At 72.3% G+C, this 10,209-nt stretch carries 8 protein-coding genes and 1 tRNA gene; 5 read left to right on the forward strand and 4 right to left on the reverse strand.

From position 1 onward, the window contains the following. The 3 genes from SSOG_RS19210 to SSOG_RS19220 form a co-directional block, all read left to right on the forward strand. A partial coding sequence (locus tag SSOG_RS19210) for an amidohydrolase family protein (RefSeq protein ID WP_039938081.1) occupies positions 1–971 on the forward strand: 971 nt, incomplete at its 5' end. Positions 972–1,379: 408 nt separating this feature from the next. Continuing rightward, complete coding sequence (locus tag SSOG_RS19215; protein WP_009715909.1) at positions 1,380–5,339, forward strand: WD40 repeat domain-containing protein; 3,960 nt, start codon at positions 1,380–1,382, stop codon at positions 5,337–5,339. A gap of 194 nt (positions 5,340–5,533) precedes the next feature. Then, a complete protein-coding gene (locus tag SSOG_RS19220; RefSeq protein ID WP_039938083.1) occupies positions 5,534–6,454 on the forward strand; it encodes an FkbM family methyltransferase in 921 nt (306 codons plus the stop codon). 10 nt (positions 6,455–6,464) lie between these two features. Here the strand turns inward: SSOG_RS19220 and SSOG_RS19225 are convergent, their stop codons facing one another. The 3 genes from SSOG_RS19225 to SSOG_RS19235 form a co-directional block, all read right to left on the reverse strand. Then, positions 6,465–7,223 carry a glycosyltransferase family 2 protein gene (locus tag SSOG_RS19225; RefSeq protein ID WP_009715911.1) on the reverse strand — a complete coding sequence of 253 codons (759 nt, stop codon included), beginning with the start codon at positions 7,221–7,223 and terminating at the stop codon, positions 6,465–6,467. A 2-nt stretch (positions 7,224–7,225) separates the two neighbouring features. After that, complete coding sequence (locus SSOG_RS19230; protein ID WP_009715912.1) at positions 7,226–8,011, reverse strand: GntR family transcriptional regulator; 786 nt, start codon at positions 8,009–8,011, stop codon at positions 7,226–7,228. Between the two features lie 119 nt (positions 8,012–8,130). Continuing rightward, positions 8,131–8,212, reverse strand: a tRNA-Tyr gene (locus tag SSOG_RS19235). Between the two features lie 189 nt (positions 8,213–8,401). Here SSOG_RS19235 and SSOG_RS19240 point away from each other — a divergent pair. Then, positions 8,402–8,890, forward strand: a complete 489-nt coding sequence (locus SSOG_RS19240) for a YajQ family cyclic di-GMP-binding protein (RefSeq protein ID WP_009715913.1) — start codon at positions 8,402–8,404, stop codon at positions 8,888–8,890. Here SSOG_RS19240 and SSOG_RS19245 read toward each other — a convergent pair. Continuing rightward, positions 8,877–9,251, reverse strand: coding sequence for a hypothetical protein (locus tag SSOG_RS19245; RefSeq protein WP_009715914.1), 375 nt, complete (start codon positions 9,249–9,251; stop codon positions 8,877–8,879). The genes SSOG_RS19240 and SSOG_RS19245 overlap by 14 nt on opposite strands. A 115-nt stretch (positions 9,252–9,366) precedes the next feature. Here SSOG_RS19245 and SSOG_RS19250 point away from each other — a divergent pair. Then, positions 9,367–10,209, forward strand: an 843-nt coding sequence (locus SSOG_RS19250; protein WP_009715915.1) for a helix-turn-helix domain-containing protein, incomplete at its 3' end; no start/stop codon positions are given.

Here is a 10,209-nt window from a genome sequence, read left to right on the forward strand (position 1 = left end):
AGCGGATCATCGCGGCCGTCGGCTTCTCGCGGGACGAGATGACCCTGGAGGGCATCACCCGCGAGCAGATGCGCCGCGGGTGCTGGGACCCCAAGGCCCGGATCGCCGACATGGAGATGAACCACGTCGAGGCGTCGCTGTGCTTCCCGACCTTCCCCCGCTTCTGCGGCCAGACCTTCGCCGAGGCCGACGACAAGGAGGTCGGGCTGGCGTGTGTGCGGGCGTACAACGACTGGATGGTCGAGGAGTGGTGTGGTGACAGCCGCGGGCGGCTGATCCCGCTGTGCCTGATCCCGCTGTGGGACGTCGAGCTGGCCGTGGAGGAGATCCGCCGGAACGCCGCGCGGGGCGTGCGCGCGGTGACGTTCAGCGAGATCCCCACGTATCTCGGCCTGCCCAGCATCCACAGCGGCTACTGGGACCCGTTCTTCGCCGAGTGCGAGGCCACGGGGACGGTCGTGTGCATGCACATCGGCTCGTCCTCGCAGATGCCCGCCGCCTCCCCCGACGCCCCGCCCGCCGTGCAGGCGGCGTTGAGCTTCAACAACGCCATGGCGTCGATGATGGACTTCCTCTTCAGCGGCGTCCTGGTGAGGTTCCCGCGGCTGAAGCTCGCGTACGCCGAGGGCCAGATGGGCTGGATCCCCTACGCCCTGGAGCGCGCGGACGACGTGTGGGAGGAGCACCGGGCGTGGGGCGGTGTGCGGGACCTCATCCCGGAGCCGCCGTCCACGTACTACTACCGGCAGATCTACTGCTGCTTCTTCCGGGACCGGCACGGCGTCGCCTCGCTCGACACCGTCGGGGTGGACAACGCCACGTTCGAGACCGACTACCCCCACGTGGACTCCACCTGGCCGCACACCAAGCGGATCGCGGCCGAGCACGTCGAGGGGCTGTCGCCGGAGACCACGTACAAGATCCTGCGCGGCAACGCGATCCGGATGCTGGAGCTGGACTTCGACAGGTAACCCCGGCCGGTTTCAGCCATCATGGCGTGAATCCCGGCTGACCCCTTGCCTCTTCGCACGTGTCGGTCATGGGATCGGTGCATGGCCGACCTTCACACCCCACAGCGTTCGGCGCCGGTCCCTCCCCACGTGGGGACCGGTGCCGAACGGTGGGGCGGTGCCGATCCGCACCCCCCCGTACGGGTGCGGATCGCGGAGGGGCCGGTTCGGTGGTCGACGCGGCGGCCGTCAGGGCCCGGGCCGATGGCCCGGCCGGGCGGCCGCGTTCGCCTGCGCTGCTGGGCTGTGATCCTGCCAGCTGCGCCGTCCGCCGAGGAGGTTCCGGTTGTGGGCCGCGGCCTTCGTCGCAGGTCATCCGTATAAAGTGAGTTTTCCGGTCCGGATATCCAGGCGCGGGGGAAGTAAGGAGTGGAGACCTTGAGTTCCGACTCAGGGGTACGCACGGCCTTCGCGGAACGTCTCGCGCTGCTGTACCGGGAGGCCGGTAACCCTCCCCTGAAGAGCGTGGCCGAGGCGGTCGTCCGGCTTCAGCGGGTCGACGAGCGGGGGCGCCCCGTACGGGTGTCCGCTCAGCGGATCAGCGACTGGCGGCGGGCCAAGAACGTACCCGCCCAGTTCGCGGCCCTCGCGGCGGTGCTGCACGTACTCATCCCCGACGCACGGCGTCTGCGGCGCGCGCCGGTGTCCACCGGTCTGTACGACATGGCCCAGTGGCAGCGCCTGTGGGAGCGTGCGGTGGCCGACCCGGTCGGCGAACGCCCCCCGGCAGCCGCGGACGAGGAGGAGCGGCCCCCGGCCGACGCCCCGGCCGTGCCCGGCGCGGTGTGCCCCTACCGGGGGCTGGCCGCGTACCGGCAGGAGGACGCCCGGTGGTTCTTCGGCCGGGAGCGGAGCACGGAGGCGCTCGTCCGCCAGCTGAGTGCGGCGGAGAAGACGGGCGGCCTGATCATGCTCGTGGGCGCCTCGGGGGCCGGGAAGTCGTCCCTGCTGAACGCCGGACTGGTGCCCGCGCTGGAGGACGGCACGGCGCGGGAGGTGCTCCAGCTCGCGCCGGGCGCCGATCCGCTCGGGGAGCTGACCCGCCGGATACCCCGGCTCTCCGACGCCCTCCGCAAGGAGCCCGGCACGCCCGGGTTCGCACGCGCGGTGCGGGACGCCGTCGCGTCGTGGGCGGGGGACTCCGCCGCCCGCCCGGTCGTCATCGTGGACCAGTTCGAGGAGGCGTTCACCCTCGGCGCCGACGAGGCGGACCGCCGTACGTTCATCCAGCTGCTGCACGCCGCGTGCTCGCCCTCCGCCTCCGGTGACCCCGCCCCCGTCCTCGTCGTCCTCGGCATCCGCGCCGACTTCTACGAGCAGTGCCTGGCGTACCCCGAACTGGCCGACGCGCTCCAGCACCGCCACATGGTGCTCGGCCCGCTGACCGTCGCCGAGCTGCGCGAGGCGGTGACCGGCCCGGCCAAGGCCGTGGGTCTTGAACTCGAACCGGGGCTGGCGGAACTGATCGTCCGGGAGGTGAGCGCCGACGGCCCCCGCGGCACCCATGACGCGGGCGTACTGCCGCTCCTCTCCCACGCCCTCCTCGCCACCTGGCAGCGCCGCAAGGCGGGACGGCTGACCCTGGCCGGCTACCGCGCGGCGGGCGGCATCCAGGGCGCGGTGGCCGCGACCGCCGAGCGGGCCTGGTCCGGCCTCGACCCCGCGGCACGCACGGCCGCGCGGCTGCTCCTGCTGCGGCTGGTCCGGCTGGGCGAGGACACCCAGGCCACCCGCAGGCGGGGGATGCGGCGCCAGCTGTCGGAGGAGTCGACGGAACCCGGGAAGACGGAGGAATCGCTCGAAGCGCTGGTCCGCGCCCGCCTGGTGACCCTCGACGCGGAGACCGTGGAGATCACCCACGAGGCGCTGCTGCACGCCTGGCCGCGGCTGCGCGACTGGATCGACGAGGGCCGCAACGACCATCTGCTGCGCCAGCGGCTGGAGGAGGACGGCCGGGCCTGGGAGGGCATGAACCGCGATCCGTCGCTGCTCTACCGGGGCTCCCGGCTGGAACAGGCCCACACCTGGGCGAAGTCCGCCGGGGACACCCTGCTGACCCGCAGCGCGGTGGAGTTCCTGGCCGCCTCGGTGCGGCTGCGCAGACGCGTCATCTGGCTCAGCCGGGGCGCGGTGGCGGCCCTGGTCGCGCTGGCGATGGTGGCCGTCGGCGCGGCGGTGATCGCGTGGCAGCAGCGGGACGACGCGGTGTTCGAGCAGGTGGTGACCGAGGCCGACCGCTTCGAGTACCGGGATCCGTCGCTGTCCGCCCAGCTCGCCCTGGTCGCCCACCGGCTGCGGCCGGACGACGAGGCCACGAAGAACCGGCTGATCTCGATCGTGAACGCGCCGCTGGCCACCCCGCTGCTCGGCCACACCGGCGCCGTCTACCTCACCTCCTTCAGCCCGGACGGGAAGACGCTGGCCACCGCCGCGTACGACCGGACCGTCCGGCTCTGGGACACCAGCGACCCGACGCGCCCCAAGCCGCTGGGCAAGCCGCTGACCGGCCACACCAGCTGGGTGAGCAGCGCGGTCTTCAGCCCGGACGGCCGCACCCTCGCCAGCGCCGGTGACGACGGCACGGTCCGCCTGTGGGACGTGAGCGACCCCCGGCATCCGCGCCCGCTCGGCGCGCCCCTGTCCGGCCATGACGGCACGATCTACCTGCTCGCGTTCAGCCCGGACGGGAAGACGCTGGCCGCCGCCACCGATGACAGCAAGGTCCGCCTGTGGGACATGCGCGGCCGGGGACGGCCGAAGCCGCTCGGGGCGCTGACCGGCGCCACCGCCGCCGTACGCTCCGTGGCGTTCAGCCCCGACGGAAAGATGCTGGCGGGCGGTGGCGACGACGGCACGATCAGGCTGTGGAACATGGCCGATCCGCGCCATCCGAAGCGGATCGGCAAGGCGCTCACCGGCCACACGGACCTGATCCACTCCGTGGCGTTCAGCCCGGACGGCCGCACGCTCGCCAGCGGCGCCGCCGACAACACCATCCGGCTGTGGGACGTCGGCGATCCGCGCCGCGCGGAGCCGCTGGGCTCGCCGCTCACCGGCCACACCGGTCCCGTCTGGTCCGTGGCCTTCAGCCCGGACGGCAACATGCTGGCCGCCGCCAGCCAGGACAGCACCGCGAGCCTGTGGAACGTCCAGGACCCGGCGTATCCGTCGCAGGTCGGTGAGCCGCTGGCGGGGGCCAGCGGCGAGATGTACGCCCTGGGCTTCAGCCCCGACGGCCGGACCCTGGCCACCGGGAGCGGCGACAACACGGTCCGCCTGTGGTCGATCCCGACGTCGGACATGATCGGCCGGGTCGGGGCGTTCCGCCCGGACGGGCGGGTGCTCGCCACGGCGGCGCGCGACGAGAAGGTCCGGATGTGGAACGTGGCGAAGCCGGGCCGGCCGGTGCCGATGGGCAAGCCGTTCAGTCCCGGGAAGGGCGAGGTGCGGGAGCCGACCTTCTCCCCCGACGGCCGCATCTTCGCGGTGATGACCGGGGGGAGCGCGGTGCGGCTGTGGAACGTCTCCGACCCGGCCCATCCCGTCCCCGCCGGGCCGCCCCTGGACGTGCGGGCCCGGTTCGCGGGCGCGCTGGCCTTCAGCCCGGACGGGAAGACCCTGGCCAGCGTGTACGACGACCGCACCATCCAGCTGTGGGACGTCAGCGACCCGAAGCGGGTCCGGCCGCTGGGCGCGCCGCTCACCGGCCACAAGGGCTACGTCAACGCCCTCGTCTTCAGCCCGGACGGCCGCATGCTCGCCAGCGGCAGCGCGGACAACACCATCCGGCTGTGGAAGGTGACCGACCGGCGCCGCACCGTGCCGCTGGGCAAGCCCCTCACCGGCCACCTCGGCCCCGTCAACGCGCTCGCGTACAGCCCGGACGGCGACACGCTGGCCAGCGGCAGCGACGACAACACGGTCCGGCTCTGGAACATCGCCGATCCCCGCAGGGCGACCCGGCTGGGCCGCCCGCTCACCGGCCACACCGACTCGATCGTGTCGCTGACGCTCAGCCGGGACGGCACCACCCTGGCCAGCGGCGGCAACGACAACGCGGTCCGGCTGTGGGACATCACCGTCCCGTCCAAGGCCGATGCCATCGGCCAGTCGATGAGCCCCAACGCCAAGATCGGCAACTTCCTGTCGTTCAGCCCCCAGAGCCACATGCTCGGCGTGTCGAGCGGCGCCGATACGGTCCGGCTGTGGGACCTGGACACCGACAAGGCCATCCGCCGCGTCTGCTCGATGACGGAGGGCGTGCTGACACCTGAGAAGTGGCACGAGTATCTGCCCCGAATGTCCTACGAGCCGCCGTGCGGACGCTGAGGAAAGGGGCCCGCCGTGCGTGATCACGATCACAACTCCGCGTTCGTTCCGACCAGTCGGCACCCTGACGCGAGCAGTCGCGTTACGCTGGGGAACAGCCCGATCGCTGGTGCATCCCCCGTCGCCAGCGATCGGGCGTTTGCCTGCGCGCCGACGGCCCGCGCCACCTGGCCCGAAGCCGGAGGTCCCTCCTGATGCCCTGGCTCGACGAGGCCGCCCTGGACCTCATCCGCGCCTACGTCCGCCACGCGCCCTGGAGCGCCGGAAAGCGGGCCCTGGTCGAGCGCCACCTGAACGCCGCCCTCCGCGACCGCCCCCTGCACCGCCTGGCCCGCACCCGCTTCGGCGCCACCTTCGCCGTCGACACCCAGGACCTCATCCAGCGGTACCTGTACCTCTTCGGCGTCTGGGAACCGCATATGACGCGCTGGCTCCAGCGCAGGCTGAGGCCGGGCGACGTATTCGTGGACGTCGGGGCCAACATCGGCTACTACAGCATCCTCGCCTCACGCCTCGTCGGCCCCGGCGGGACGGTGGTCGCGGTCGAAGCCTCGCCGACGTTCCACCAGCTGCTCCTGCGGCACGCCCGGCGCAACCGCTCCACCAACATCCGCGCCGTCAACGCCGCCGTCTCCGACCGCGACGAGCTGCTGACCTTCATCCTGGCCAGCTCCCGCAACATGGGCGCGAACAGCATCGTCCCCTACGACGGCCCGGCCGAGTCCACCTTCGACATCGCGGCCCGGCCACTGCCCGACCTCCTCACCGAGGACGAGATCGCCCGGGCCAGGGTCATCAAGATCGACGTCGAGGGCGCGGAGGGCGGCGTGGTCCGCGGCCTGATCCCGCTCCTGCCCAGGCTGCGCCCCGACGCCGAACTGACCATCGAGGTCACCCCGGAGCGGATGGCCGACCTGGGGGAATCCGTCGAAGAGCTGCTGGAAACCCTGACGTCCCACGGCTTCCACACCTACCACCTGACCAACGACTACGCGGCGGCCACCTACCCACCCGCGATCCACGGCCCCGCCCGCGTCCCCCGCAGGTGGCACGGCCCCGTGACGGCCGAGAGCGACCTGATCTTCTCCCGCGTCGACGCCGCCACGCTGCCCTGAGCTTCGGGCATCAGCCCGCCTCGTAGCGCCAGCCGTCCAGCGACGCCAGGACGCGGGCGCGGGCCTCTACGACCGCGAAGCGGGCCTTGCGCTCGGCCTCGTCCGCGTGGGCGGCGTGGCTGGTGACCTGGCCGGGCCACTTGCGGTAGAGGAGGCCGGTCTCGGCGGTGAACCAGCCGCGGCTGACCGCGCTCAGGGCCATCAGCAGGCCGGTGTCCTCGGAGGCGGGCAGGGCCATCCAGCCGCCGAGGGCCAGGAGCAGGTCGCGGCGGACGAAGAGGGTCGCCGGGTGGACCTGCGCGCGGTAGTCGTGGGTCTTCCAGTGGTCGAGGACGGCGCCCCGCGCGAGCGGGCCCTGCGGCGGGTCGCCCTCGAACCCGACGGTGGAGCCGTCGGGCAGCAGGTCCAGGGCGCGCGAGGTGGCCCAGCCGAGCTCCGGGTTCTCGTTGAGCGCGCGCAGGTCGCGGGCGAGGGCGCCGGGGGTCAGCATGTCGTCGGCGTCCAGCACCTTGACGTAACTGCCCTCGGCGCGGGCGAGCCCCATCGTCCGGGCCATGGCCGCCCGCCCGGCCCGGCCCTGGCCGAAGCTGATCCGGTCGTCGTGGGGGACGTAGGGGCGTACGGCGCGGGTCTCGCCGTCCTCCTGCACGACCCACTGCCACTCCCAGCCGTCCGGCAGCTCCTGCTGGCACAACGACGAGTAGGCGTCGGGGAGATGCCCGGCGCCCGGGGCGTGGACCGCGGTGATGACCGTGATGACATTTGGCATGGTCACCACCTTGTCAGGGGCGTGGTGAAGACGAGTTCCGTTCGGTCTCCTGGCAGCCGCACGTCCGAGACCTCGGCCACCCGGCCGTCGGTGCCGGTGCAGATCTTCCGGAGGAGGATCACCGACACCCCCTTCCTGAGGCCGAGCGCCTCGGCCTCTTCCGCCGTGGGCGGCCGGGCCGTGATCCGTTCCTCGACGCGGTCCAGCTCGATGCCGATCGTGTAGAGCTGGTTCTGCGTACCCCCGGGCCAGGGCTCGTTGGCGGCGTCGAGCAGCTCGGGATTCGCGGCCACGAGGTCGTGGACGAGATACGAGTGCACCAGCGCGAAGGGGGTATCCTCCGCGCGGCAGTTGGTGCGGTACATCCGCTCCAGCAGCCGCGTCCCCACGTGCACCCCGAAGACCGCCGCCAGATCCTCGTCGGCCTTGGTCTCGCGGTACTCGGCATGGAAGGCGAGATCGGTCACCTCCAGCCCGGTGTCGTGCTCCGTGGACCCGGTCCGCAGCCGCTCGGCCCGGGGCCGCCGCGCCCGGTCCTTCTCCCACTGATGCCGGTCGCTGCTGCGCTCGACGCGCCGACGCGGCGTACGGACGAAGGTCCCCACCCCGTGCCGCTTGTCGATCAGCCCCTCGGCCACCAGCTCGGACAGCGCCCGCTGAAGCGTCGGCACGCTGGTCCGGTACCGCACCGCGAGCCGGTCCTCGGCCGGAAGCCGCTCCCCCGGCCGGAGCCGGCCGGTGCGGATGCCGTGCCGCAGGGCGTCGGCGATCTGCTCGTACCTGGCCATCCCGGGATCACCGCCCTCGATGTCCGGACGGTTTCAGATTAAGTCCACAAGAGGCCGTGAGGCCCGACGACAACGGCCCCCGGCCGCGTCATCGCAGCTCGGGGGCCGTTTTCCCAGCGTGGCGGCGCCAGGATTCGAACCTGGGTAGGCTAAGCCGACGGATTTACAGTCCGCTCCCATTGGCCACTCGGGCACACCGCCTGGGATGTGGCCAGGTGCCCCGCTTCCGCGGCGCTGCTCCCTGGCAACGACGTAAACAATACCTGATCCCCGGGGGTGGTCCGCCACCCGGTTGATCGCCTCTGGATCATGGCCGGGATGGCTAGGCTGGCGGTTACGGTCCGCTGGGCCGTGCCACTGACGGATCTACGTACGAGGAGCCAACTCAAGATGGCCGACTCCAGTTTCGACATCGTCTCGAAGGTCGAGCGGCAGGAGGTCGACAACGCGCTCAACCAGGCGAGCCGCGAGATCTCCCAGCGCTACGACTTCAAGAACGTCGGGGCCTCGATCGAGTGGTCGGGCGAGCGGATCGAGATGCGCGCGAACTCCGAGGAGCGGGTGAAGGCGATCCTCGACGTCTTCCAGTCCAAGCTGGTCAAGCGCGGGATCTCGCTGAAGGCGCTGGACGCGGGTGAGCCGCAGGCGTCCGGCAAGGAGTACAAGATCTTCGCCTCGCTCCAGGAGGGCATCTCCCAGGAGAACGCGAAGAAGGTCGCCAAGATCATCCGCGATGAGGGCCCGAAGGGCGTCAAGGCGCAGGTGCAGGGCGAGGAGCTGCGGGTCACCTCGAAGAGCCGGGACGACCTCCAGTCCGTGATCACGCTGCTGAAGGGGAAGGACCTGGACTTCGCGCTCCAGTTCGTCAACTACCGGTAGGCGGTTGCGCCGGGTTACGGCACGCCGGGGCCTTGCGGGCCCCGGCGTTCGCGTTCCCGGCGGGGGCCGGCCGGTCACCGCGGCTCTCGGCGATCCGCAGGGCGTCGCGGAGGGCTTCCGTCAGCCGGTGCGCCAGGTAGCGGAGTTCCCCGGGGTGTGCGGTGCGGGCGCCCAGCAGGGCGCGGGCGTGGGCCAGCAGTTCCGTCCCCATGTCCAGCTGTAGTGCCTCGACCTCGTCGGCCCGCCGGTTCAGTCGGCTGTCGGCGTCGTCGGAGGAGAGGTAGCAGGGTTTGCCGTCCGGGGTGGTCCAGGGCAGCAGACGCAGTGGCGGTTCGATGTCGCGGGCGGTGCGGTCCGGCATGGTGATCTGCTTCCGTCGTGAGTGCGTGACTCCATCGAAACGGCTCCGTTGACCTCACGGAGGAGCCACCCAGGGGGCCCGGAAGGGGCCAGACTGGAACGGGGAGGGGGCCACGATGAGCGATGACCGGCGCGCATGGTTCGGCGCGTATCTCGCACGCCTTCGGCGGGCCACGGACCGGAGCCAGCGGCAACTGGCGGAGCGGCTGTGTGCGCTGTCCGGACTGGACTCCGTCACGCGGCATGAAATCTCACGGTGGGAGCGGGGCGCACGGGTGCCCGATGCCTGGCTGCCCGCCCTGGCGCAGGCGCTTGGGGTGGCGGTGGGCGAGTTGGAGCGGGCCGCCGCCTACGCCCGGGGCGAGTCGGACACCGCCCCGGGCGGGCCCTCGGCCTCACTGGCCGAGCTGCTGCCGCCGGGCGACCCGCTGGCACCCCTCGGGGCGCGATCCGGACGACGTATCGCCGCCGGGACGGTAGCGCGGCTCGCTGCACGCGTGCATGCACTGCGACTGGCCGATGACGTGCTGGCGGGGGGCAACCTGATCGGCCCCGCCTTCCGTGAACTGGGGGCGGCCGTACGGCTGTACCGGGAGACCAGCCACAGCGAGGACGTGGGCAGGGCGCTCCTGGTGCAGATCGGCGAGCTGGCCCAGATCGCGGGGTGGATCGCGAGCGACGCCGCCCACCACGAGCAGGCGGAGCGCGCCTACACCATCGGGATCTCGGCCGCGCGGCAGGCCGGTGACGGGCCGCTCGTGGCCCATCTCGCGGGCAGCCTCGGCTACCAGTTGAGCAACACCGGGCGGGAGCGTGAGGGCCTGGGACTCGCTCTCGCGGCGGTCGAGGAGGCGGGGCCGGACGCGCCCGCCGAGGCCAGGGCCCTGTTCCTCGACCGCGTCGCCTGGGCCCACACCCGTGCCGGGGAGGCACAGCCCGCCGTCCGGGCGCTCGGCGCG

It is taken from the genome of Streptomyces himastatinicus ATCC 53653 (assembly GCF_000158915.1).
Taxonomy (GTDB): domain Bacteria; phylum Actinomycetota; class Actinomycetes; order Streptomycetales; family Streptomycetaceae; genus Streptomyces; species Streptomyces himastatinicus.

Coding starts and splice junctions, on each gene's coding strand:
- SSOG_RS19220 (WP_039938083.1), top strand. CDS start 5,534: ATGCCCTGGCTCGACGAGGCCGCCCTGGACCTCATCCGCGCCTACGTC.
- SSOG_RS19225 (WP_009715911.1), bottom strand. CDS start 7,223: ATGCCAAATGTCATCACGGTCATCACCGCGGTCCACGCCCCGGGCGCC.
- SSOG_RS19230 (WP_009715912.1), bottom strand. CDS start 8,011: ATGGCCAGGTACGAGCAGATCGCCGACGCCCTGCGGCACGGCATCCGC.
- SSOG_RS19240 (WP_009715913.1), top strand. CDS start 8,402: ATGGCCGACTCCAGTTTCGACATCGTCTCGAAGGTCGAGCGGCAGGAG.
- SSOG_RS19245 (WP_009715914.1), bottom strand. CDS start 9,251: ATGCCGGACCGCACCGCCCGCGACATCGAACCGCCACTGCGTCTGCTG.